At 68.9% G+C, this 23,166-nt stretch carries 22 protein-coding genes and 1 pseudogene; 16 read left to right on the top strand and 7 right to left on the bottom strand.

The annotated features are described in order from the left end of the window. Positions 1 to 7: 7 nt before the first annotated feature. Positions 8 to 973, top strand: a pseudogene (locus ACZ1DY_RS23765) (acyltransferase family protein); the annotation flags it as partial. Positions 974 to 1,138: 165 nt separating this feature from the next. Here ACZ1DY_RS23765 and ACZ1DY_RS23760 read toward each other — a convergent pair. After that, positions 1,139 to 2,587, bottom strand: a complete 1,449-nt coding sequence (locus ACZ1DY_RS23760; RefSeq protein WP_465480879.1) for a DHA2 family efflux MFS transporter permease subunit — start codon at positions 2,585 to 2,587, stop codon at positions 1,139 to 1,141. Between the two features lie 221 nt (positions 2,588 to 2,808). Between ACZ1DY_RS23760 and ACZ1DY_RS23755 the strand changes: the two genes are divergently transcribed. Continuing rightward, entirely contained in the window at positions 2,809 to 3,660 is an 852-nt protein-coding gene (locus ACZ1DY_RS23755) for a maleylpyruvate isomerase N-terminal domain-containing protein (protein WP_465480878.1), read from the top strand. Positions 3,661 to 3,859: 199 nt separating this feature from the next. Here ACZ1DY_RS23755 and ACZ1DY_RS23750 read toward each other — a convergent pair whose 3' ends face one another. After that, the gene (locus tag ACZ1DY_RS23750; protein WP_126735044.1) at positions 3,860 to 4,249 is read right to left on the bottom strand and encodes a winged helix-turn-helix transcriptional regulator; all 390 of its coding nucleotides are present in this window, start codon (positions 4,247 to 4,249) and stop codon (positions 3,860 to 3,862) included. 94 nt (positions 4,250 to 4,343) lie between these two features. Here ACZ1DY_RS23750 and ACZ1DY_RS23745 point away from each other — a divergent pair, with 94 nt between their 5' ends. Beyond that, a complete protein-coding gene (locus ACZ1DY_RS23745; protein WP_126735045.1) occupies positions 4,344 to 4,751 on the top strand; it encodes a RidA family protein in 408 nt (135 codons plus the stop codon). Positions 4,752 to 4,755: 4 nt separating this feature from the next. On the opposite strand, the gene ACZ1DY_RS23740 is transcribed toward ACZ1DY_RS23745, so the two are convergent. Next, positions 4,756 to 5,235 carry a cupin domain-containing protein gene (locus tag ACZ1DY_RS23740; protein WP_465480877.1) on the bottom strand — a complete coding sequence of 160 codons (480 nt, stop codon included), beginning with the start codon at positions 5,233 to 5,235 and terminating at the stop codon, positions 4,756 to 4,758. Between the two features lie 308 nt (positions 5,236 to 5,543). Then, on the bottom strand, positions 5,544 to 5,975 hold the full coding sequence (locus ACZ1DY_RS23735) for a VOC family protein (protein ID WP_465480876.1): 432 nt from the start codon (positions 5,973 to 5,975) through the stop codon (positions 5,544 to 5,546). A 101-nt stretch (positions 5,976 to 6,076) separates the two neighbouring features. Here ACZ1DY_RS23735 and ACZ1DY_RS23730 point away from each other — a divergent pair, with 101 nt between their 5' ends. The 12 genes from ACZ1DY_RS23730 (at position 6,077) to ACZ1DY_RS23675 (ending at position 20,585) form a co-directional block, all read left to right on the top strand. Further along, complete coding sequence (locus tag ACZ1DY_RS23730; RefSeq protein WP_257486362.1) at positions 6,077 to 6,733, top strand: GntR family transcriptional regulator; 657 nt, start codon at positions 6,077 to 6,079, stop codon at positions 6,731 to 6,733. A 132-nt stretch (positions 6,734 to 6,865) separates the two neighbouring features. Then, on the top strand, positions 6,866 to 8,179 hold the full coding sequence (locus ACZ1DY_RS23725; RefSeq protein ID WP_465480875.1) for an ABC transporter substrate-binding protein: 1,314 nt from the start codon (positions 6,866 to 6,868) through the stop codon (positions 8,177 to 8,179). Further along, positions 8,179 to 9,135, top strand: a complete 957-nt coding sequence (locus tag ACZ1DY_RS23720; protein WP_465480874.1) for a carbohydrate ABC transporter permease — start codon at positions 8,179 to 8,181, stop codon at positions 9,133 to 9,135. Before ACZ1DY_RS23725 ends, ACZ1DY_RS23720 begins: the two co-directional genes overlap by 1 nt. Beyond that, the gene (locus ACZ1DY_RS23715) at positions 9,128 to 9,967 is read left to right on the top strand and encodes a carbohydrate ABC transporter permease (RefSeq protein WP_465480873.1); all 840 of its coding nucleotides are present in this window, start codon (positions 9,128 to 9,130) and stop codon (positions 9,965 to 9,967) included. Before ACZ1DY_RS23720 ends, ACZ1DY_RS23715 begins: the two co-directional genes overlap by 8 nt. A gap of 32 nt (positions 9,968 to 9,999) precedes the next feature. Continuing rightward, positions 10,000 to 11,331 carry a GH1 family beta-glucosidase gene (locus ACZ1DY_RS23710; protein ID WP_465480872.1) on the top strand — a complete coding sequence of 444 codons (1,332 nt, stop codon included), beginning with the start codon at positions 10,000 to 10,002 and terminating at the stop codon, positions 11,329 to 11,331. 321 nt (positions 11,332 to 11,652) lie between these two features. Further along, a complete protein-coding gene (locus ACZ1DY_RS23705) occupies positions 11,653 to 13,128 on the top strand; it encodes an amidohydrolase family protein (RefSeq protein ID WP_465480871.1) in 1,476 nt (491 codons plus the stop codon). Then, positions 13,125 to 14,267, top strand: coding sequence for a M20 family metallopeptidase (locus ACZ1DY_RS23700; protein WP_465480870.1), 1,143 nt, complete (start codon positions 13,125 to 13,127; stop codon positions 14,265 to 14,267). Before ACZ1DY_RS23705 ends, ACZ1DY_RS23700 begins: the two co-directional genes overlap by 4 nt. Positions 14,268 to 14,298: 31 nt before the next feature. Then, positions 14,299 to 15,183, top strand: coding sequence for a GNAT family N-acetyltransferase (locus ACZ1DY_RS23695; protein WP_465480869.1), 885 nt, complete (start codon positions 14,299 to 14,301; stop codon positions 15,181 to 15,183). Then, positions 15,180 to 16,286 (top strand): o-succinylbenzoate synthase, encoded by a 1,107-nt coding sequence (menC, locus tag ACZ1DY_RS23690; protein ID WP_465480868.1) that lies wholly within the window; start codon positions 15,180 to 15,182, stop codon positions 16,284 to 16,286. The genes ACZ1DY_RS23695 and menC overlap by 4 nt, the downstream gene beginning before the upstream one ends. 76 nt (positions 16,287 to 16,362) lie before the next feature. Further along, a complete protein-coding gene (locus ACZ1DY_RS23685) occupies positions 16,363 to 18,033 on the top strand; it encodes a PucR family transcriptional regulator (protein ID WP_257486371.1) in 1,671 nt (556 codons plus the stop codon). Between the two features lie 141 nt (positions 18,034 to 18,174). Continuing rightward, positions 18,175 to 19,443 (top strand): MFS transporter, encoded by a 1,269-nt coding sequence (locus tag ACZ1DY_RS23680; protein ID WP_257486372.1) that lies wholly within the window; start codon positions 18,175 to 18,177, stop codon positions 19,441 to 19,443. A 227-nt stretch (positions 19,444 to 19,670) separates the two neighbouring features. Beyond that, positions 19,671 to 20,585: a serine hydrolase gene (locus ACZ1DY_RS23675; RefSeq protein ID WP_465480867.1), complete on the top strand. Its 915-nt coding sequence runs from the start codon at positions 19,671 to 19,673 to the stop codon at positions 20,583 to 20,585. Here the strand turns inward: ACZ1DY_RS23675 and ACZ1DY_RS23670 are convergent. Further along, entirely contained in the window at positions 20,554 to 20,748 is a 195-nt protein-coding gene (locus tag ACZ1DY_RS23670) for a hypothetical protein (RefSeq protein ID WP_126735059.1), read from the bottom strand. The genes ACZ1DY_RS23675 and ACZ1DY_RS23670 overlap by 32 nt on opposite strands. A gap of 107 nt (positions 20,749 to 20,855) precedes the next feature. Between ACZ1DY_RS23670 and ACZ1DY_RS23665 the strand changes: the two genes are divergently transcribed. Next, a complete protein-coding gene (locus ACZ1DY_RS23665) occupies positions 20,856 to 21,302 on the top strand; it encodes a VOC family protein (protein ID WP_465480866.1) in 447 nt (148 codons plus the stop codon). 2 nt (positions 21,303 to 21,304) lie between these two features. Here ACZ1DY_RS23665 and ACZ1DY_RS23660 read toward each other — a convergent pair whose 3' ends face one another. After that, positions 21,305 to 21,952, bottom strand: coding sequence for a response regulator transcription factor (locus tag ACZ1DY_RS23660; protein WP_257486375.1), 648 nt, complete (start codon positions 21,950 to 21,952; stop codon positions 21,305 to 21,307). After that, positions 21,940 to 23,139, bottom strand: coding sequence for a sensor histidine kinase (locus ACZ1DY_RS23655; RefSeq protein WP_465480865.1), 1,200 nt, complete (start codon positions 23,137 to 23,139; stop codon positions 21,940 to 21,942). Before ACZ1DY_RS23655 ends, ACZ1DY_RS23660 begins: the two co-directional genes overlap by 13 nt. Positions 23,140 to 23,166: the final 27 nt, after the last annotated feature.

Genomic DNA, 23,166 nt, shown 5'->3' with positions numbered 1-23,166 from the left:
TCGGGGCATGTTCGCTCCCGCACGCCGCTCGTGGTGGCGCCCCCTCGACCACGCCGACTACCTGGCATCGTCGTGGTTCCCCGGCCTGACCGGCGTACGCGCGCTCGCCGCCGTGGCCGTCGTGTTCTTCCACTACGGAGGCCCGGTCGTCGACCGCCTCCAAGGCTGGATCGCCGTGCAGTTGTTCTTCGTGCTGTCCGGCTTCCTCATCACGACGCTGGCCCTGCGCGAGGAAGACCGTGACGGCCGGATCTCACTGCGCGGGTTCTACCTTCGCCGGGTCTTCCGGATCATGCCGGTGTACTTCCTGCTCCTGGCGCTGACCACGGTCGCGGTCCTGCTCGGCGGGACGTACCAGAGCAGCAGGCTCGCCGACGCCATGCCGTACTACCTCGTCTTCGGCAACGAACTCGTCGACTTCAACACGCCTTATCCGACGTCGTGGTCGTTGGGCGTGGAGGAGAAGTTCTACCTGGTCTGGCCCGCCCTACTGGTGCTGACTTCGTTCGCGCGAAGCGGGAAGACGGCGCTGCGCCTGCTGCTGGGCGCCTCGGCCGTCCTCGGGGTCGTGGCGTTCGCGCTGCCGCTGGCGCCCTCGCACACGTGGGCGAGCCTTTCGGTGCATTACTGCTCGCTGATCCTCGGCTGCCTGCTGGCGATGACGCTCCACCATCCGCGCGGGTTCGCCCTCGTCCGGCCGCTGACCAGCCCCGCCGTCGCCACGGCGATCGGCTGTGGGTTCGTCGTGCTGCAATTCTCCGTCGGCCCGCTGGCGAAGGTGCTCGGCGGGCACTGGCAGTCCGTGGTGCCGGTCTACGCGGCGGGCTCGGCACTGCTGCTCGTCGCCGTCGTGTCGCCGGGCCCGGTCCGGACGCTGCTCTCGAGCAGGCCGCTGACTTTCGTCGGGGACCGTTCGTACGCGCTCTACCTCGCCCAGACCGGCGCGGCCGGGGTCACGGGCTGGCTGCTGCCCAGCGGGCTCGCCAAGGCCGCCGCGACCACCGGTGTCGCGTTGGTGTTCGCCTGCGCGCTGCGCCGCTGGGTCGAACAGCCCGCCATCGCTTACGGCCGGAAGGTGATCGGACGACGCGCGCCCGCCGTTCCTCCGGCGGAGGCGACGGCGGGCGCGAGGCGAACGTCAGTGATGCGCGGCCGCCGCACCGGTGCCGGCGCTCTTCTTGACGAAGAGCGATCCGACGAACGCGGCGAGACCGACACAGCCGGCGACCATGAACGTCGTGCGGATGCCGCCCGCGTCGGGGCTGACCGCCCCGGCCGTGGTGGTGCTGGCCGTGGCCACCGCGATGAACATGGCGGTGCCGAGGGCGCCGGCGAGCTGCTGAAGGGTGGCGAGGATCGCGCTGCCGTGTGAATAGAGGTGTTCGGGCAGCGAACCGAGGGATTCGGTCATCAGCGGCGTCATCATGAGGCCGAGCCCGCCCATCAGCAGGACGTGGATGGCGATGACCGCGATCAGCGGTGATCCCGCGCCGAGCAGGGCGAACAGCCACAGCGAGATCGCCATCGCGGCCGCACCGGGGATGACCAAGGGCCGCGGGCCGAAGCGGTCGTACAACGCGCCTACCGGGCGGCCGAGCAGGCCGAGGGCCAGGCCGCCGGGAAGCACCGCGAGCCCGCTGACGAACGTCGTGGTGTGCAGGACGGTCTGCAGGTACAGCGGGAGCAGGATCGCCGCGGCGCCGAGCAGGCACATGAACAGCAGGGCCGTCAGCACCAGGGAGACGACGAAACTGCGGTGGGTGAACGGACGCAGGTCCAGCAGCGCGCGGTCTTCCTTCTGGAGGCGCAGCTGGCGCCAGGTGAACACCACGAGCGCCACGACACCGACGGCGATCGGCGTCCACGGCGGCACGGGCTGATGCCCGCCCGCGGATTCGCCGGACACCGACAGGCCGTACAGCACGCCGCCGAAACCGAGCGCGGAGAGGACCACCGACAGCACGTCGAGCGGCACCTTGCGGGTGTCGCTGTCCAGCCGCAGCTGCATCATGCCGACCACCAGGGCGGCGAGCGAGAGCGGCAGCACGATCCAGAACATCCAGCGCCAGCCGAGCGAGGAGAGCACGGCGCCGCCGATGGTCGGGCCGATCGCCGGGGCGACCGCGATGACGATGGTGATCGTGCCCATCGTGGCGCCGCGCTTCTCGACCGGGACCAGGCGCATCACCGTGGTCATCAGCAGCGGCAGCATCACCGCCGTCCCGCAGGCCTGGATGACCCGGCCGGTCAGCAGCAGGGCGAAGCCCGGGGCGAGCGCGCTGACCAGGGTGCCGGTGCTGAACAGGGTGAGCGAGGCGAGGAACACCTGGCGCGGGGTGAACCGCTCGAGCAGGAACCCGGTGGTCGGGATGACGACCGCCATGGTGAGCAGGAAGCCGCTGGTCAACCACTGGACGGTGGTGGTCGGGACCTGGAGGTCGACGGTCAGGTCACGCAGCGCGACGCTCAGGATGGTCTCGTTGAGGATCATCACGAACGCGGAAAGGACCAGGACCCCGATCAGGAGGCCGGCTTTCGCCGGTGCCCTTTGCTGGTCGTGGGCGGTTTCGGGCAGGGTCTCGGTCATCAGTGAAGGGCTCCTGGAAGGGCGCGGGTCCGCGTTGGCCGCCTTCGGCGCCGGCAGCGGTGACAGCGAAGGCGAGGCTGAGTCTTTCGTTCAGTCTGCCTGTGCCGGTCGGTGTGTGTCACGTGAATTTCCGTAGTGAGTACGGTCACTGCGCTTTCGGGCAGCGGCGGACCGCACGCGAGCGGAACGGATTTCCGGTGGCAGCACGATAAAATCGGGAGGTGACCAGAGCGATCGCCGCGGATCGGTGGCATTCGGTGCGGCGAGCCTATCGGGTGACGGGCGCGCGATTCGCGGAACTGGTCGCCCGCGTTCCGGATCCGGACGCGATGGTCACCGCGGACTGGACGGTGGCCGAAACCGTCGCCCACGTCGCGATGATCGCGAAGATGTACACCTCCCTGGTGCGCCCGGAAAGCGCGTCGATTTTGGGCGCGCGGGGGCAGGACCAGGTCGAGAAGACCACTGTGGACACCGTTTCCGTGCTGAACACCTTGGTGTTGCGCGATTTTCGCGAACGCGACACCGAGGTGCTCGTCGCCGGATTGCTCGCGGACATCGAGGAAGTACTGCGGGTGACCGAGGACGCGGACCCCGGCACGCCGCTGGACTGGCTCGGCGGCTCGAAGGTGCCGCTGGCCGGCGTCCTCGCGCACCTCGTCGACGAACTGCAGATCCACGGCTGGGACATCGCCAAGGCGCAGAAGCTGCCGTGGACGATCGACCCGGCTGACGCGGCGTTGTTCTTCGATCTGTTCCTGGTGGGTGTGCTGAGCCACGACGTCGGGCACCTTCTCGACACCGACGAACCACCGCGGGATCGGCGGATCGCCGTGGCGTTCCGGTCGGCGTACACGTCCCCGGTCGTGCTGGTGCTGCAGCGGGGACGGGTGACGGTGGAGGAGCCCGGCGGGCCGGTCGACGTGCGGATCTCCTTCGACCCGCCGACGCTGAACCTGATGCTGTTCCACCGGGTCGGCAAGGTGCGTTCCGCGCTGACGCGCAAGATCGTCGTCAGCGGTCCGCGACCGTGGCTGTTGCCCACCTTCCTGCGGGTCGTGCGTTTGCCGTAGGGCTTCGTGTGTTCGGGGACCCGCTGCGGTGCGCGGGTGGCGGTTTCGTGTGACTGGCCGGACGACACGCGAGCAGACGGACGACTCGCGGTGGAACCCGGCTGGTCATGCTCGTGTCGTCCGGCCAGTCACGCGTGTCGTCCATCGGATCACGCGTGTCGTCCATCCAGTCACGTGACATCGCCGGTGCTGGACCTCGTCAACTGTCGACGGGCGCGTCGAAACGTCGTCGCGAGTCTTCGATGTGGCCGAGGAACCGATGGGTCCAGTCGCACATCCCGTCGACCGTCGCGCGCAGGCCGTGCCCCGCCTCGGTGAGGGTGTAGTCGACGCGCGGTGGCACCGTCGGGTGCACCGTCCGCTCGATCAGGCCGTTGCGCTCCAGCATGCGCAGGTTCTGGGTGAGCATCTTGTGGCTGATGCCCTCGATGTCGTTCCGCAGCTCGGTGAACCGCCGGGTGTGGTCACCGATCGTCTCGATGATCAGGAGCGCCCACTTGTTGGCGACGTCGGAGAAGATCTCCCGCGCCAGCGAGTCCGCCCGCATCACATCGGCGTCGTCCGAACCGTTGAGCTGCTTGGTCACCATGAGGTTCCCCAGTCACGAAAAAGTGCGTTCTTCCAGGTCGCCGCACACTCTCCTACAGTTCCTGGGTAACCACAAGTGACTAAGAGGAGTACGGATGAGCATCACCCTGGTGAACCCCGCGGGCCTGCCGGAGATCCCCGCCTACCGGCAGGTTTCGATCGCGACTGGGTCGAAGCTGGTCTTCGTCGCGGGGCAGGTCTCCTGGGACGCCGACGGCGCCCTTGTCGGCGAGGGCGACCTCGCCGCGCAGGTCGAACAGTGCTACCTCAACATCGGCACCGCGCTCGCCGAGGCCGGCGCCACCTTCGACGACGTCGCGAAGATGACCGTCTACGTCGTCGACTGGACGCCGGACAAACTCGCGCTGTTCCTCGAAGGGGTGGACCGGGCGGCAGCCAAGCTGGGCGGTACCCCGGTCCCGCCGGGAACGCTGATCGGGGTCGCGGCCCTCGACGTACCCGAACACCTCGTCGAGGTCGAGGCGACGGCGGTCGTCGATTGAGCGCTCACTGACCGCGGGCGGCGCGCCAGACCGGGCTGTCGACGTAGTGGTTGTCGTACTGCTTCGACGACGCCGCGATCTCCGCCGGGGCGGCTTCGCCACGCGCGACCCGGTCGAGGAGCCGGTAGTAGTCGAAACGGGCCATGCCGGGCGTGAAGGTGACCAGGACGTCGGCGTCCGATCCGGCGGCGGGGCCGAACGCGTGCGGTACCTTGGGCGGCACCGCGAGGAAGTCGCCCTTCTCCAGCGTGTGCAGGGTTTCCTCGACCAGGACCTGGAGTTTCCCTTCGAGCACGAAGAAGAATTCGGTCGCCCGGGTGTGGAAATGCGCCGGGGTACCGAAGACGCCGTCCTTCAGGGTCGCGCGGTTCGCGGTGAAGCCCCCGCCGGTGGTGTCCGAGTCGGCCAGCAGCGTGATTTCGCTGCCCGGCGCGTCGCTGACGATCTCGGCGTCGGCGGCTCGGTGCAGGATGGGGTCGAACATGGCGGCGTCTCCTTGGTCCTTCGTGATCTGACAGGACCAGCTTCTCGCCGCGCCTGCCGCTGATCAACGCGGAAGGTCGACCCGATCGATAATGCGGAGGTTATCGATTGCGTGCCCGCCTTCATGTGCTGGGAAGGTGTGAAGGTCGAGTTTCCTCGGCTGAGCCGAGGGAAGGGGCCCTTCACGCGCGGCCGCCGCTGTGGCTGTGTGGTCGCTGGTGTATCTGGGCCGAGAGTGGCGACCCTGACGGTAGTGAAGGCCTCCTTCACTACCGTCAGGGTAGGCAAGGAGGCCTTCACGGACCGCGGTCAGGCGGCGAAAACCTGCGAGTCGTCGGCGAAAGCCTTGAACTCCAGGGCGTTGCCCGCGGGGTCCAGAAGGAACATCGTCCACTGCTCCCCGGTCTGACCCTCGAAGCGGACGTAAGGCTCGATGACGAACGAGGTGTCCGCCGCGCGCAGCCGGTCCGCGAGCTTCCGGAACTCCGGCACGGTGAGGATCAACCCGAAGTGGGGCACGGGAACGTCGTGCCCGTCCACGGGGTTGTGGATCCTCTGCGGCCGCTCCGGCGCGAGGTGCGTGACGAACTGGTGGCCGTGGAGGTTCCAGTCGATCCACGTGTCGGAGCTGCGGCCCTGTTCGAGGCCGAGGACCTCACCGTAGAAGGTGCGCGCGGCGGCGAGGTCGTCGACCGGCATGGCGAGGTGGAAGCGGGGGAGGGGGGAGTCGAGGACGGTCATGTCCGGGGCATCCTTTCCGGCGGGACGGCGGTTGTCGCAATGTTAACATTAGGACAAGAGCAGGGTCGCTAGTATCGGGCGTTCCGGTCGGAAGGATGAGGATGAGCGAACCCGGCAGGGTGGTGCCGGCACGTCGTCGCGGGCTGGCGGACGAGGTCGCCGACAGGGTCAGGGACGCCATCTTCGGCGGCGCGTATCCGCCCGGCGCGCAGTTGCGCGAGGTCGAGCTTTCGGAGGCGCTCGGCGTCAGCCGCGGTCCGGTGCGCGAAGCGCTGCTGAAACTGGAGCGCGAGGGCCTGGTCCGCAGCGAATGGCACCGCGGCGCGATCGTCACGACCCTGTCCGATGTGGACGTCGCGGAACTCGACAGCCTGCGGTCGGCGCTGGAACAGCTGGCCGTCCGGCTCGTGGTCGCGAACGCGCCGGACGCGGACCTGGCCGCGATCGACGAGGTCGTCGACCGGATGGACCGGGCACGCGACGAGCACGAGATGGTCCGCTGTGACATCGACTTCCACGACGCGGTCTACGCGGCGTCCGGTCATCGGCGGCTCGTCGAGGCGTGGCAGGCGATCCGGTCGCAGGTGCACCTGTTCCTGCTGACCCGGATCGGCGTGAGCTCCGACGGCTACCTCGCGAGCATCCCGGCCGAACATCGCCGGCTGGCGGCCGCACTTCGTGCTCGCGACGGCGAGAAGGCGCTCGAACTCTTCGCCGTCCATCGCGGCGAGGCCTTCGCCGTGCTGACGAGGGAGTGAACGAGCCGGACGAATTGGCGTTCAAGGTCTTGACGGCAAGGTTGGCCAAGGCTTAACTCAAGCCCTGAAATAAGACGTGTCTCGGGTCACAGGTTCCGGGCGCGGCTTGGCCACTCACCCCGAGGACCATCGATGCGAATCGGAAAGATCGCTCCCGCGCTCGTCCTGGCGCTGGCGGCTGCCGCCACGACGGCGTGCGGCGGCGGCGACACGTCGTCCAGTGCCCCCAAGGAGCTCGTGTACTGGGCGTCCAACCAGGGCACCAGTCTCGACAACGACAAGGCCGTCCTGCAGCCCGAACTCGACAAGTTCGAGAAGGCCTCCGGGATCAAGGTCAAGCTCGAGGTCGTCCCGTGGACGGATCTGCTCAACCGGATCCTCGCGGCCACCACCTCCGGCAAGGGCCCGGACGTGCTCAACATCGGCAACACGTGGTCGGCCTCGTTGCAGGCGACCGGGGCGTTCCAGCCGTTCGACGACGCCGCGCTGGAGAAGGTCGGCGGCAAACCGCGCTTCCTCGGCCCGTCGCTGGCGGCCACCGGGGCGAGCGGGCAGCCGCCGGTCGGCGTACCGCTCTACGGCCAGGCGTACGGCCTGTACTACAACAAGAAACTCTTCGCGGAGGCCGGCATCGCCAAGCCTCCCGCCACCTGGGAGGAGCTCGTCGAGGACGGCAAGAAGCTCACCAAGCCCGACAAGGGCCAGTGGGGGCTGTCGCTCCAGGCCGGTCAGGTCACCGAGAACAGCCACCACGCGGCGATCCTCGGCGCCCAGCACGGTGCTCAGTTCTTCACGCCCGAGGGTAAACCGCAGCTGGCCTCGGATCCGTCGGTCGCGGCCGTGCAGCAGTTCGTCGACCTGATGCAGAAGGACAAGATCGTCGATCCGGCCAACGCCGAGTACGCCGACACCGCCAAATCCCTCAAGGACCTGTCGGACGGCAAGGCCGCGATGTTCATGAACCAGGCCTCCGCGGGGTCGTTCAAGAACATCGGGATGGACATGGCGAACCTCGGCGTCGCGCCGATCCCGCTGCCCGCCGCCGCGCCGCCGAACGGCCGGAAGGTGACCAGCTTCGTCGCGGGTATCAACATGGCGGTCTTCAAGAACACCAAGAACCCCGACGCCGCACTGGACTTCGTGAAGTTCATGGTCTCGGCGCCGGAGCAGGCGCTGCTCAACAAGACCTACGGCTCGCTGCCGACCGTCCAGGACGCCTACGGCGACGCCGCGTTCCAGACCGAAGACGTCAAGGTCTTCCAGAACGTGCTCGCGAATTCGGCGGAGCCGATGCCGCAGGTCCCGCAGGAGTCGCAGTTCGAGACCCTGATCGGCACCGCGATGAAGGCGATGTTCGCCGACGTCGCCGCGGGCAAGCCGGTCGACGGAGCCAAGATCCGGGACCAGCTGAACCAGGCGGACCAGCAGATCGCGGCCGGTAGTTGATGCCGACCGCTCTCGACGACGCCCCGGCCGTGAAGGCGGCCGGGGCGCCCCGGCCGCGGCGTGTCCGGCGCAAACGGCGGATGGTCGCGCTGCCGTATCTGCTCCTGCTGCCCGCGATCCTGCTCGAACTGCTCGTCCACCTGATCCCGATGATCGCCGGGCTCGTGATGAGCTTCTTCAAGCTGACGCAGTTCTACATCCGGGACTTCTCGTCCGCCCCGGCCGCGGGGCTGGACAACTACAGGTTCGTCCTGGACTTCGACTCGGCGGCGGGCAAGTCGCTGCTCGGCTCGTTCTGGATCACCGTCCTCTACACCGTGCTCTCGGTCGGGTTCTGCTGGCTCTTCGGCACCTCGGCCGCCGTGCTGATGCAGAAGAACTTCCGGGGGCGTGGCCTGCTCAGGACGCTGTTCCTGGTGCCGTACGCGCTGCCGATGTACGCCGCGGTGATCACCTGGTCGTTCATGTTCCAGAAGGACACCGGCCTGGTGAACGATCTGCTGGGCACCGACTCCTTCTGGCTCATCGGGGACAACAGCTTCTGGTCGCTGGTGGTGGTCTCGGTCTGGCGGAACTGGCCGTTCGCGTTCCTGATCGTGATGGCCGGGCTGCAGAACATCCCCGGCGAACTGTACGAAGCGGCGGCCATCGACGGCGCGGGCTGGTGGCGCCAGTTCCAGGCGATCACCCAGCCGATGCTGCGGCCGGTCAACCAGGTGCTGCTGCTGGTGCTGTTCCTGTGGACCTTCAACGATTTCAACACGCCGTATGTCCTTTTCGGAGCGTCCGCGCCGAAGGAGGCGTCGCTGATCTCGATCCACATCTACCAGAGTTCCTTCGTGACCTGGAACTTCGGCCTCGGCTCGGCGATGTCGGTGCTGTTGCTGCTGTTCCTGCTCATCGTCAGCACCGTCTACTTGGGACTGACCGCGCGGAGGAGGAACGCCGTTGTCTGAGCCCCGCTGGGTCCCGTGGGCCCGCCGATTCGTCCTCGGCTTCCTCGCCCTGTTCACGCTGGTGCCGTTGTACGCGATGGTTTCCTCGTCACTGAAGCCGCTCGGGGACGTGCAGGGCGCCTGGGAATGGGTGCCGACGACGCTGACGATCCAGCCGTTCTTCGACATCTGGGAGACCATCCCGCTCGCCGAATACTTCGTGAACAGCCTGGTCATCTCCGGCTCGGCCGCGATCCTCTCGGTGGTGATCGCGATCTTCGCGGCCTACGCCTTGAGCCGCTTCCGGTTCCGGGGCAAGAACTTCTTCAAGATGACCGTGCTGTCCACGCAGATGTTCCCCGGCATCCTGTTCCTGCTGCCGCTGTTCCTCATCTTCGTCAACATCGGCAACACCACCGGCATCGTCCTGTACGGCTCGCGGCTCGGGCTGATCATCACCTACCTGACCTTCTCGCTGCCGTTCGCGATCTGGATGCTGGCCGGCTACATCGACTCGATCCCCAAGGAACTCGACGAGGCCGCGATGGTCGACGGCACGGGGCCACTCGGCGCGCTGATCAGGGTGGTCATCCCCGCGGCCATGCCGGGCATCGTCGCGGTCGGGATCTACTCGTTCATGACGGCCTGGGGCGAGGTGCTGTTCGCGTCGGTGATGACCGATTCGGGCACGCGGACCCTCGCGGTCGGTCTCCAGGAGTACTCCACCCAGGTCCAGGTGTACTGGAACCAGGTCATGGCCGCGTCCCTGATCGTCTCCGTCCCGGTCGTCGCCGGATTCCTGCTGCTCCAGCGTTATCTCGTCGCCGGGCTCACCGCCGGTGCCGTGAAATGACCCGCCCGCCGCTCCGTACAGAGAGGTCCGCCTTGAATCTGCACCTGCCCGCCGATTTCCTGTGGGGTGCGGCCACCGCCGCGTACCAGGTCGAAGGTGCCGTCGACGCCGACGGCCGCCTCCCGTCCATCTGGGACGACTTCGTCCGGGTCCCGGGTGCCGTCCTGAACGGCGACACCGCCGACGTCGCGTGTGATCACTACCGGCGCTGGCCGGAGGATCTCGCCATCATGAAGAAGCTGGGCCTCGACGCCTACCGTTTCTCGGTCGCGTGGCCGCGGGTGATCCCGACCGGTCGCGGCGCCGTCAACGCGGCTGGTCTCGACTTCTACGACCGGCTGGTCGACGCGCTGCTCGAAGCCGGGATCCGGCCGTTCGCCACGCTGTTCCACTGGGACCTGCCTTCCGCGCTGGAGGGCGGCTGGCCCGAGCGTGACACGGCATATGCCTACGCGGACTACGCGGCGGTCGTGGCGGCTCGGCTGGGCGACCGCGTGAAGGATTGGAACACGGTCAACGAACCGCTGTGCTCGGCCTGGCTCGGCTACCTCGAAGGCCGTTTCGCCCCCGGCGTCGAGGATCTCGAGCAGGCCGTCCACGCGTCGCACCATCTCCTGCTCGCGCACGGCCTCGGGGTACAGGCGATCACCGCGAACGCCGTCCAGCCTGCGAACATCGGTCTCGTGGTCAATCTCAGCGGGATCGAGCCCGCGTCGGACTCCACCGCGGACGTCGAGGCGGCGGCGCGGATGGACGGGCACGTCAACCGCTGGTGGCTCGACCCGTCGAACGGCCGCGGCTATCCCGCGGACATGATCGAGGTCTACGGCGTCGAACCACCCGTGGTCGGTGACGACCTGGAGGTGATCTCGGCGCCGGTCGGTTTCCACGGGCTGAACTACTACTTCCGGCAGATCGTCGAGGACGACCCGGAGGGGCCGGCCCCGCGTGCCCGGCAGGTGCCGGTCGAGGGCGCGGCAACCACCGCGATGGGCTGGGAGATCCACGGACAGGGGCTGGCGGACCTGATCCACCGGCTGGCCAACGAGTACGGGGCCCGCGCGATCTACGTCACCGAGAGCGGGGCAGCCTTCGACGACAAGGTCGCCGAGGACGGATCGATCCACGACGCGGACCGCATCGCCTACCTGGAGGAACATCTGGGCGCGGTGGCGGGTGCCGCCGAAGCGGGGGCCCCGGTGAAGGGCTACTTCGCGTGGTCGCTGCTCGACAACTTCGAATGGGACAGCGGGCTGAGCAAACGGTTCGGGCTGGTGCGGGTCGACTACGACACGCAGGTCCGCACGGTCAAGGCGAGCGGGCACCGGTACGCGGAGATCATCGCCGAGCACCGCGGCCGCTGACCGGCTTCCTTCGCGCCGAAGGCCCGCGTCGCGAAAGCCACTTTCGGGACACCAGACGTCCCGAAAGTGGCTTTCGCGACACTCAAGCTCGCGGCCGCCGCTGCGAGCGAGACTTCGCGACGTGGCTCCGCGGGCCCGGACCGGCTGGGAACCGCCAGCGGGCTCGTGAGTGGCAAGGGCGGTTGGAACCGTCCTTGCCACTCACGAGCGGTTGGTACGGACGGATGGATCGAGGGGGCCGGATTCGTCGCGCGGTACGAACGGACGCCCGCCGAAACCTCCTAGGGTCGCCATGAACGAGGCGATCCTAGGAGGCGAAGCATGCGGACACTCTTGCGTGGCGGTCGTGTCATCGATCCGGCGACGGGGTTCGACGGCACGGCCGACGTGCTGGTATCCGACGGGGTGGTCACCGCCGTCGGCGAGGGGCTGGCCACGGAGCCGGGTGACGTGGAGATCGACGTCTCCGGGCTCGTCGTCGGGCCGGGTTTCATCGACCTGCACAGCCACGTGCACACCATCGCGGGCCAGCGGCTCCAGGCGATGGACGGGGTGACCACCGCGCTCGACCTCGAAGCCGGGCTGATGCCGATCGAGCGGGCCTACGCCGAGGCGGCCGCCGCGGGTCGCCCGCTGCACTACGGTTTTTCCGCGTCCTGGGGTGCCGCGCGGGCGCAGGTGCTCGCCGGGATCGAGCCGGACGCGAATATCGACAGCGGGCTCGCGGTGCTCGGAAACCCCGCCTGGCAACGGACTTCGTCACCGAAGGAACTGGCGGCTTGGCTGTCCCTTGTGGACGGTGAACTGGCCGCGGGCGCGCTCGGCGTCGGCGTGCTGCTCGGCTACGCGCCCGACACCGACCCCGGCGAGTTCCTCGCGCTGGCCAGGCTGGCGAAGGAGGCCGGGGCACCGACGTACACCCATGTCCGTGAACTGGTCGAGGTGAACCCGGAGACACCGATCGACGGTTCGGCCGAGATCGCGATCGTCGCGGCCGAGACCGGTGCCGCGATGCACCACTGTCACGTGAACAGCACGTCCGGCCACCAGATCGAGCGGGTGCTCGCGGCGCTCGAAACGGGACGGGCGGCCGGGTCGAGGGTGACCGTCGAGGCCTATCCATACGGGGCGGGCAGCACGGGTATCGGCGCCGCCTTCCTTTCGCCCGAGCGGTTGAAGATGAAGGGGCTGTCCCCGTCCAGCGTGATCATGCTGGAGTCGGGGGAGCGCATCGCCGACGAAGGCCGCTTGCTCCAGGTGCGCGCCGAGGATCCCGGCGCGCCGTGCATCCTCGAGTTCCTCGACGAGAGCAGCCCGCACGACCTCGGCCTGCTGCACCAGGCGCTCGCGTTCCCGGACGCTATCGTCGCCAGCGACGCGCTGCCCGTGTACTGGAAGAACGGCACCAGCGAGAGCACCGAATGGCCGCTTCCGCCCGGCGGCGCGACGCATCCGCGCACCTCCGGCACCTACGCCAAGACGTTGCGCCTCATGGTGCGTGAAAGCAAGGCCTGGACCTGGCTGGAGGCGTTCCGGCGATGCTCCTACCTGCCGGCGCGCGTGCTCGACGAGGTCGCCCCCGGGGCGCTGGCCAAGGGGCGGCTCAACGTCGGTGCCGACGCGGACATCGTCGTGATCGACCCGCACGCGATCACCGACGCGGCCACCTACTTCGACCCGACCAGGCCTTCCGTCGGTGTCCGGCACCTGTTCGTCTCGGGTGTCCCGGTCGTCACCGACGGGAATCTGCGCACGGACGCGTTCCCCGGCAAGCCGCTGCGGGGTGAGCCGCGATGAGCGACCTGCTCGCGGACATCGAGACGCTCGTCCGCTGCGAATCGCCGTCTTCGGACCACGAAGCGGTGGCCCGCAGCGCCGAAGTGGTGGCCGGACTCGGCCGGAGACTGCTCGGCGTGGATCCGGAGAGGATCGTCGTCGACGGCGTCACCCATCTGCGCTGGAGCTTCGGCGCCGGACCGCCGCGTGTCCTGCTGCTCGGTCACCACGACACGGTGTGGCCGCACGGTTCTCTGGAGACCCATCCGTTCTCCGTGCGGGACGGAGTGTTGCGCGGACCCGGTTGCTTCGATATGAAGGCGGGAGTCGTGATGGCTCTGCACGCCGCCGCGACCGTGCCCGATCGCGGCGGACTGTCCATCCTGGTCACCGGCGACGAGGAGATCGGCTCGCCGTCCTCCCGCGCGCTGATCGAGGAGAGCGCCGCGGGATGCGACGCGGCCTTCGTGCTGGAGGCCTCTGCCGACGGCGGCGCGCTGAAGTGCCGCCGTAAGGGCGTTTCCCACTACCGGGTCGAGGTGGCCGGCCGCGCCGCGCACGCCGGACTCGAACCGGAGAAGGGCGTCAACGCGGGAATCGAGATCTCCCACCAGATCCTCGCGGTGGCCGCGCTCGCCGATCCCGATGCCGGGACCAGCGTGACCCCCACCGTCGTCTCGGCGGGTACGACGGTCAACACCGTTCCCGCCGCGGCGAGGGTGGCCGTGGACGTCCGTGTCTGGAACGAGGCGGAACAACTCCGTGTCGACCGGGCCATCCGGGAACTTCGCCCGGTCTTGGCGGACGCCGAGGTCCGGGTGACCGGCGGGATCAACCGTCCGCCGCTCGAAGAGGGCTCGTCGGCGGCATTGTTCGCCCTGGCGCAGGATCTGGCGGAGGAGCTCGGCCTCGGAGAACTGGTTTCCGCGTCGGTCGGCGGTGCTTCGGACGGCAACTACACCGCCGGGATGGGAGTCCCGACCCTGGACGGCCTGGGCGCCGTCGGTGGCGGCGCGCACGCGGATCACGAACACGTCGTCGTGGCGGAACTGCCGCGCCGGACCGCTTTGCTGGCCGCGCTCGTGGAGAACGTCCTCGCGAAGCGGGGTCCGTCCGGCGCGACGAATCCCGCGGGCGAATCTGGTAGGGCACGACGGTGACTCGGCCGACGCGCCGGGAAAGGATTGCCCCGTGACGAATCTTGCTACGAACGCGGACAGCCCGGCGCCGGCGGTGGTGCGTGACGAGGCCGTCGCCGCCGCGCGGGCCGCGGCCGTGGCTTCGGGCGTCGAAATCCGCGAACTGACCGAAATCGCCGATCTGGCCGCGGTGGTCGGCCTGTTCGAGTCGATCTGGCGGTCCGGGCCGGGCGGCAGACCGGTGAGCACGGAACTGCTCCGCGCGATGTCCACGGCCGGGAACTACGTCGCGGGCGCGTTCGCGGACGGTGAACTGGTGGGTGCCTGTTTCGGGTTCTTCGGGAGCCCCGGAAAGGCGAGCCTGCACAGCCATATCGCCGGTGTCGCCAAGGCGGGCGCGGGCCGCGGGATCGGGCACGCGCTCAAACTGCACCAGCGCGGGTGGGCACTGCTGCAGGGCGTTTCGGTGATCACCTGGACGTTCGACCCGCTGGTGCGGCGCAACGCCTACTTCAACCTCGGCAAACTCGGCGCGCGCCCGATCGGTTACCTGCGCGACTTCTACGGTCCGATGGAGGACGACATCAACGGTTCGGGCGACACCGACCGGCTGATGGTCGGCTGGGACCTCCGGAGCCCGGAGGTCCGCGCCGCCGCCTTCGGCGAGCCGGTACTGATCGACGCGGAAGCGCTGGGCGCGGCGAAGGCGCTCACGGTCGGCTCCGACGGCGGCCCGAGCGTCGGATCCACCGCCGGGCCGGCCGTCCTCGTCGCCGTCCCGTCCGACATCGAACGGTTACGCCGCACCGATCCCGGTCGCGGCAACGCGTGGCGCGTCGCCCTACGCGAAGTCCTCGGCGGACTGATGGCGGACAACGCCCACGTCGCCGGTTTCGATCGTGCCGGCTGGTACGTGATCTCCAAGGAGCAGTCGTGAAACTCAGCGGTGTGGAACTGCGCCGGGTCCGGATGCCGCTCGTGGCCCCGTTCCGGACGTCGTTCGGGATCCAGGCCGAACGGGAACTGCTGCTCGTCCGCGCGGTGACCCCGGCGGGCGAGGGCTGGGGCGAATGCGTGGCGATGGAGGCGCCGCTCTATTCGTCGGAGTACAACGACGCCGCCGAGCACGTGCTGCGGAACCATCTGATCCCGGCTCTGCTGGCCGCCGAGGACGTGACCGCGCACAAGGTGACGCCGTTGCTGGCGAAGTTCAAGGGCCACCGGATGGCGAAGGGCGCGTTGGAGATGGCGGTCCTCGACGCCGAACTCCGCGCGCACGAACGGTCCTTCGCGGCCGAGCTGGGGTCCACCCGGGACTCCGTGGCGTGTGGGGTCTCGGTCGGCATCATGGACTCGATCCCGCATCTGCTCGACGTCGTCGGCGGCTACCTCGACGAGGGCTACGTCCGGATCAAGCTCAAGATCGAACCCGGCTGGGACGTCGAACCGGTCCGCCGGGTGCGTGAGCGCTTCGGCGACGACGTGCTGCTGCAGGTCGACGCCAACACCGCGTACACCCTGGGCGACGCGCCTCTGCTGTCCAGGCTCGACCCGTTCGACCTCCTGCTGATCGAGCAGCCGCTCGAAGAGGAGGACGTGCTCGGCCACGCCGAACTGGCGAAACGCATCCGGACACCGATCTGCCTCGACGAGTCGATCGTCTCGGCCAAGGCCGCCGCGGACGCGATCAAGCTCGGCGCCTGCCAGATCGTCAACATCAAACCGGGCCGGGTCGGCGGGTACCTCGAAGCCCGCCGGGTGCACGACGTCTGCGCGGCGCACGGGATCGCGGTGTGGTGCGGCGGGATGATCGAGACCGGGCTCGGCCGGGCGGCCAACGTCGCGCTGGCCTCCCTGCCCGGATTCACGCTGCCGGGCGACACCTCGGCGTCCGGCCGGTTCTACCGCACCGACATCACCGAACCGTTCGTGCTCGACGCCGGGCACCTGCCGGTACCGACCGGGCCGGGACTCGGCGTGACTCCGATTCCCGATCTTCTGGACGAGGTCACCACGGAGAAAGCGTGGATCGGTTCGTAGCGGGCTACGAAATCCGAGGCTAGATTTGGTCGGATCGGACCAGTCGGTTCGGTGAGGCCGGGTTTAACTTCGGGGGGTGCTGACACCGGTGCCCAGCAAGCCGCACACGAGCTTGGGACGCGTCCTCGAAGACCTCGGGGACGTGCTCCTGGAGCCGGTCGTGGTCGGCCGGACCACCCGCAAGCAGCTCGGCGGGGTGGTCATCCACGATCCGCACGACGAATCCGAAATCCCTGGCGGGGCCGTCGTGCTCGGCGTCGGGGTGCGGGACCGGGACGAGGTCGTCCGCCTCTTGCACGACGTGGGTGCGCGAGGAGCGGCGGCGCTCGTCGTCCGGTCTCCCGTCACCCCGGCGCCGGAACTCCGGCGAGCCGCGGAGTCGTCCGGCGTCGCCCTGCTGGGGCTCGCGCGCGGCGCCTCCTGGGCGCAGCTCGCCGCCATGCTGAGGACGCTGCTCGCCGAAGAGGACGTCGGCGAGGTCTCGCCGCAGACCCTCGGCGGAATGCCTTCGGGTGATCTGTTCGCGCTGGCCAACGCGATCGCCGCGCTCATCGACGCGCCGGTGACCATCGAGGATCGCAACAACCGGATTCTCGCGTTCTCCGGGCGCCAGGACGAAGCGGATCCGTCCCGGGTGGAAACCATCCTCGGCAGGCAGGTGCCGGAGCGGTTCGCCCGCGGCCTCGAACAGGACGGCGTCTTCGAGAAGCTGTACCGGGACCACGCGCCCGTGTACGTCGATCCCCAGCGGTACGACGACAACGCCATCGCGCTTCCCCGCGTGGCGCTCGCCGTCCGCGCCGGCGACGAGGTGCTCGGCTCGATCTGGGCGGCGGTACGGGAACCGCTCAGCGCGGAGCGCACCCAGGCGTTGATCGACGCCGCCAAACTCGTCGCGTTGCACCTGCTCCGGCTGCGCGCGGGCGCCGACGTCGAACGGCGGCTGCGTGCGGATCTCGTGAGCACGGCACTCGAAGGAGGCTCCGGTGCGCCGGAGGCCATCGCCCGGCTCGGATTGCTCGGCCAGCCGTCGATCGTGCTCGCGATGGGCCTGCTCGGCGCACCCGACCCCGAGGACGATCTCCGGCTGGTCGCGGATCGCCAGCGGGTCGCCGACGCGCTGGCCATGCACCTGAGCGCCGTCCAGCCGCGTTCGGCCGTCGCGCTGGTCGGCGACGTCGCCTACGGCATCCTCCCGATGCCCGGCGGTCAGACCGACTGCCAGGAACGTTCGGTGCGGGTTGCGTCGACCTTCCTGGAGCGCACGGGCCGCCGGGCGGCGGCCGCGATCGGCATCGGACCGCTGGCGCTCGACGCGTCCGGACTCCACGCCTCCCGCGACGGCGCGGACCGGGCGTTGCGCGTGCTGCTCACCAACGGTGGCGCCAAACGCGTCGCGACCGCCGAAGACGCCCACGTCGACGCGCTCATGCTGGAGCTGGCCGATCTCGCCGCGGCCAGAGGGGACGTCGCGACCGGACCGGTCGCGCGGTTGCTCGCCTACGACGCCCAGCACCAGTCACAACTGGTGCACACCCTTCGGTGCTGGCTCGACGCCTTCGGTGACATCGGGGCCGCGTCCGCGTCGGCCTACGTCCATCCGAACACCTTCCGCTACCGGCTGCGGCGCCTCGCCGAAGTCGGCGAGATCGACCTCGACGACGCGGGGGAGCGGTTCGCCGCGATGCTCCAATTGCGGCTGCTGCCCCGCGACGCGCGGACCGGGCCGCCGGGCGCCGAAGACTGACCTTGGTCTCCCGTCCCGAAAGGACGGCCGATGTTCGTGTGATCGCACGAACTCCGTCCGGCGACCGCGTTTCAGAATGAGTGATCGGCGCCACGCTCGCGCCGTTCTCCCTTCCTCTCCCGAAGATCCCGCGGAGGCGCCATGACGGCAGTGGTCAACGAGGACACCTGGACAGCACGGCGGATCAACCGGACGGCGCTCATCACGATGGTGGTGATGGTGTGCGCGTGGGCGGTCGACTACATCGACCGGTTCTCGATCGGGATGGCGCTGCCGATGATCGGCGCCGAATTCGAGCTCAGCAAGACCGAACAAGGCTGGCTCGTCACCGTGTTCGCGCTGGTGTACATGGTCTGCCAGATCCCGGCGGGTTTCCTCGCCGACCGGTACGGCTCGCGCGGGCCGATGCTGGTCACGCTGCTGCTCTGGTCGGCGTTCACCGCGATGACCGGGATGGCGGGCACCTTCGGCATGCTGCTCGTCGTCCGTGGCCTTTTCGGTGTGTGCCAAGGACTTTTCCCGGCGGCGTCGTTCAAGGCGATCGCCGAGCGGACCACCCCGGGCAATCGCGCGACGGTGACCGGCGTGATGCTGTCCGCGGGCGGTATCGGCGCCGGCCTGGCGCCGCTGATCGTCGGCCCGCTGCTGATGGCGGTCGGCTGGCGGCACACGTTCTTCTGGATGGCGGGCGTAGGCGCGCTCATCGGCGTGGCCGTGTGGACGATCCTGCCGAAGGCACTGCCCGAAAGGCTGAGCAGCCTCCCGCGCGACGAGGTCAAAACCCCCGAGGTGTCCCGGAAACAGGTCCTGAAGTCGCCGGTGATCTGGAAGTTCACCCTGCTCTTCTGCGTCACCAACATGCTCAACTACGGGATGATCACCTGGGTGCCCAGCTACCTGCTGGAGTCGAGGGGGCTGTCGTTGAGCCAGACCGGGATCCTGGCCGCGATCCCGATGCTCGTCAGCATCGGCACGACCATTCTCGGCGGCTGGCTGTTCGACCGGTACTTCCACGATCACGGCCGCTGGTACCTCGGCTCGATCTCGCTGGTGACCGTGGTACTGCTGACGTTGATGGTGAACGCGGACAGCACCGCGGAGTTCACCCTCTACGAGACGCTCGCCCTCGCGGTGTTCGGCATGGCGACGATGGCCGTTTTCGGCCTGCCGCTGCGGGTTCTTCCCACCGCGGTCACCGGGATCGGCATGGGAGTGATGAACTTCGGTGGCCAGGTGGCGGGCGCGGTCGCCCCGGTCGCGATGGGGTGGCTCGCCGACACCTTCTCCTACACCGCCGCGTTCGGATTCCTCATCGGTACCACGTTCCTCACCGCCGTGATGGCGTTCTGGGTGCCGCAGAACCCGGGGCAGTTCTCTTTCGCTCCAGCGAAATCCAGCTCGGCCTCGTGAGTGTTCGGTAGTTCGGCGCGTGTCGCGAAAGCCACTTTCGGGACGCCTGATGTCCCGAAAGTGGCTTTCGCGACACGGCGTGCTCACGACCACCTGGGCCCCATGACCACCTGCCACGTGAGCCACCGGAAGACGTTGCGAAAGCCACTTTCGCAACCTTCAACGTTGCGAAAGTGGCTTTCGCATCACCGCCCCAGCCCGCCTCGCCTCGATCAGACAGGAGTCCCATGCCCACCGAGTCCGAAGTCATCGAAACGATCACCGAACGAGCTAAGCAGGCCGGCGTCCGCGTCCGGTTGCACGCGGCCGAAATCGACGGCACCCGGCGGATCGGCGTCGCCGAGCACGCCCCCGTCGTCACGGCGTCGGTCTTCAAGGTCCCGATCGCGCTGGAACTGGCGAAGCAGGGCGCCGAGGGCGGGCTCGACCTCGGCGAGCGGGTCACCGTCCCACCCGGACACCCCACGCCGAGCCCGTACGGCCTCGCCACCTTCCGGCACGAGATCTCGATGTCCTGGTACGACCTCGCGATCCTGATGATCGGGATCAGCGACAACGTCGCCACCGACCTGATCCTCGACCGCGTCGGCAAGGAAGCGACGGAGAAAACGTTGCGCGGCCTCGGTTTCGAGTACACCACCGTGTCACAGGACTGCGGGGAGGTGCTCCGCGGTATCGGCGACGACCTCGGGATCTCCTACGAGGACGACGAAAAGGTGCTGACCGAACTCCCGATGGAGCGCATCGCGGCGTTGCGTGCGCTCCAGCCGGAGCACACCTGTGCAACGACGGCCGAAGAGATCACCCGGTTGCTCGGGATGATCTGGCGTGACGAGGCCGCGTCGCCATCCGCGTGCGCGGACGTCCGGCGCTGGATGGAACTCCAGGTGTGGCCGCACAGGCTCCGCTCCGGATTCCCGGACGACGGGATCCGCGTCAGCGGCAAGACCGGGACGCTTCCGTCCGTGCGCAACGAGGTCGGCGTGGTCGAGTATCCCGATGGCGGCCGTTACGCGGTCGGGGTTTTCACCGACGCCGTCGACGCACGGTCCCGGGTGCCGGAGCGGGACGCGTTCATCGGGTTCGCCGCGGCGCGGGCCGTCGAATGGCTCAGGCTTTCCGGCGAGCCAGATGGCGAATGATCAGCAGCACGATGCACACGATCGCGATGGCACCGGCGATCATGCGGAAGGTGTAGTCCATCCCGGCGAACTGGCCGATCGCGTTGGTGGCCGCGCTGACGAGGAGGACGAGCCAGAGGGAAGCGGTGACCAGTGCGCCGCCGGACTTTTCGGTGTCGTTCATGAGAAAGACGCTACGGTCGGGCAGCGCGGGCGAACAGGGGAGTGGCCCCCGTCGCGAGGTGGTGCTGGCGCTACCTTCGCGACCGCGCCGAGCGAAGGAGATCCAACGTGGCGATCCAGCGGATGGACAACGTGCTCATCGTCGTCGAAGACCTTGACGCGGTCATCGCGTTCTTCGTCGAACTGGGAATGGAACTGGAGGGCAAGGGGCCACTCGATTGGCCGGGGGCGGAACGGGTGGTCGGGCTCGAAGACGTCCGCCAGGACGTCGCGATGCTGCGGGTCCCGGACGGTCCCGGCCGGATCGAGCTGGCGAAGTTCCACCGGCCGAAGGCCATCACGCCCGCACCGAAGGACGCTCCGGCGAACACGCTGGGGATCCGCCGTGTCATGTTCGCGGTGGACGACATCGACGACGTCGTCGCCCGCCTGCGTGGCCATGGCGCGGAACTCGTGGGTGCGGTGGAACGGTACGAGGACATCTATCGGCTCTGCTACGTCCGGGGTCCCGAGGGCATCGTCGTCGGGCTCGCGGAAGAACTCGGAGGCTCGTGAGTTCAGCCCTTGCCGCCCAGGTAGGCCAGCACCGCCAGGACCCGACGGTGCCCGCTGTCCTCCGGCAGCCCGAGTTTCGCGAAGATGTTCCGGATGTGCTTGTGCACCGCGCCGTCGCTCACCACGAGCAGTTCGGCGATGGTCGTGTTGTTGTAGCCCTCCGCCATCAGCCCGAGCACCTCGCGCTCCCGCGCGGTCAGCCCTTCGAGCGGGTCGGTCGCCCGGCGGTGCGCCATCAGCTGCGTGATGACCTCGGGGTCCATGGCCGTCCCGCCCTTGACGACGCGGTCCAGCGCGTCGAGGAACTTCTCCACCTTCCCGACCCGCTCCTTGAGCAGGTACCCGACGGCGCCCTTGCCGTCGGCGAGGAGTTCCGCCGCATAGCTGGTTTCGACGTGCGCGGACAGCACGAGCACGGGCAGCCCTGGATACATCTTCCGTGCTTTGACGGCGGCCCGGAGGCCTTCGTCGGTGTGGGTGGGCGGCAGCCGGACGTCGGTGATCACCGCGTCGGGCCGGTCCTCGGCGACCAGTTCGAGGAACTGGTCCACGTCGTCCACGGCAGCGGCGACGTCGATGCCCGAGGTGTTCAGCAGCATCACCAGGCCTTCGCGCAGCAGCGCGTCGTCCTCGACGATCACGACCCGCATGGCAGCTCCACTTTCAGTACGGTCGGCCCACCGGAGGGGCTGGACAGTTTCAAGGTCCCGTCGAACGCCTCGGCCCGTTTGCGGATCCCGGACAGGCCACTGCCCGCGGCTTCGTCCGCGCCGCCGTGGCCGTCGTCGCGGATCTCGATGAGCAGGGTGTCGGCGGTGCCGTCGAGGGTGATCCAGGCGTGTCCGGCGCCGGAATGTTTGGTGATGTTGGCCAGCATCTCGGCGACCACGAAGTAGGCGGCCGCTTCGACGGCGGCGGGACGGCGGCCGCGGCTGCGTACGTCCACGGTGCACGGGACCGGGCAGCGATCGGCCAGTGCGGTGACGGCGCCGTCGAGGCCGCGGTCGGTCAGCAGTGGCGGGTGGATGCTGCGCACGACGGTCCGGAGTTCGGCCAGCGCGCCGGTCGCGGTGTCCTGTGCCTTGCCGAGCAACGCCCGGGCCCGCTGAGGGTCCTTGTCGAACAGCGAATCGGCGATCCCCAGCTGCAGCACCACCGCGGCGATCCTCGCCTGCGTCCCGTCGTGGAGGTCCCGTTCGAGGCGGCGGAGTTCGGCGCCGTGCGCCTCCAGCGCGGCGGCACGCGACGCGGCCAGTTCGACGACGCGGTCGGTCAGCACGACACCCGGCGCGGGCGCGAGCAGCCTGCGCGCGACGGAGGCCTGCCATCGGGCCACGCGGGGATACAGGAAGATCAGCGCGACCATGCCGACACCGGTGATCGCGCTGAGCGCGGCCAGGGGCCACGACGTCACCATGAAGCCGAGCGAGCTTTCCACCCCGCCGGGCACCATCGGCCAGATGAACGCCGTGACGATCTGCCGGAGCCCGCCGAGCGGCAGGGCGATGGCGAAGATGCCGACGACGAAACCGGTGGCGCCGTGGAAGAGGAGCCAGCCCAGGTCCCGGCGCGACGCCGGGTCGGTCACCGGGTTGCCGGACCGGTACGGCTCGGGGATCGGCTCACCCAGCAGGCGGGCGGCCCGGCGGCGTTCGAAGCCGACCGGACGGCGGATCAGCTGGAGCGCGATCGGCAACGCCGGGATCCCGACGCCGAACGGGCACATCAGCAGCACGAAGAGCATGCCGACGAGGACGAACCAGGCGACCATGGAGGAGGCCGCGCCGACCGCCAGGTACCGGATCGCGGACCAACAGGACTGGAGCCGCGTGATCACGGGGACAGTCTTTCATCCGGCCTCGGA

The sequence above is a fragment of the Amycolatopsis sp. PSD-21 genome (genome assembly GCF_055561455.1).
Note: the sequence above shows the minus strand (reverse complement) of the source record. Positions and strands in the feature narration are given on the sequence as shown.